The sequence below is a fragment of the Neisseria sp. WLZKY-1 genome (assembly GCF_046546535.1).
In the GTDB taxonomy this organism is placed as follows: Bacteria; Pseudomonadota; Gammaproteobacteria; order Burkholderiales; family Neisseriaceae; genus Neisseria.
In genome coordinates this window covers 1-325 of record NZ_JBKGTW010000145.1, presented here as the reverse complement: position 1 = coordinate 325, position 325 = coordinate 1, and the positions used below count along the sequence as shown (strand labels likewise).

Below are 325 nucleotides of genomic sequence, written 5' to 3'. Positions count from 1 at the left end.
AAACCATTCAAAGTCGCCATCAACGCGTGTATGCACAAACTTCTGCGTATTCTGAACGCAAGGATGCGGGATTATCTGGTCTCTTTGCAGACGAAATCAGAACGGCAAAGCGAACAACAACCCGCACCGCAGTGCGCGTAATCACCGAGTTTGGTTGCCCTGCCCGACGGGGTGGGGGAACACAGTTGCTACCTGCGGGCGACGCAAACCTTAAGATTAAGGTGTAGCAACTGTGTTCCCCCACCCCGTCGGGCAGGGCAACCAAACTCGGTGATTACGCGCACTGCGGTGCGGGTTGTTGTTCGCTTTGCTGTTCTGATTTCGT

1 pseudogene is annotated in these 325 nt (G+C 54.5%); it reads left to right on the top strand.

Annotation, left to right across the window (positions count from 1 at the left end):
• A pseudogene (locus ACLD9W_RS12590) lies at positions 1 to 141 on the top strand (IS110 family transposase); the annotation flags it as partial.
• Between the last annotated feature and the right edge of the window lie 184 nt (positions 142 to 325).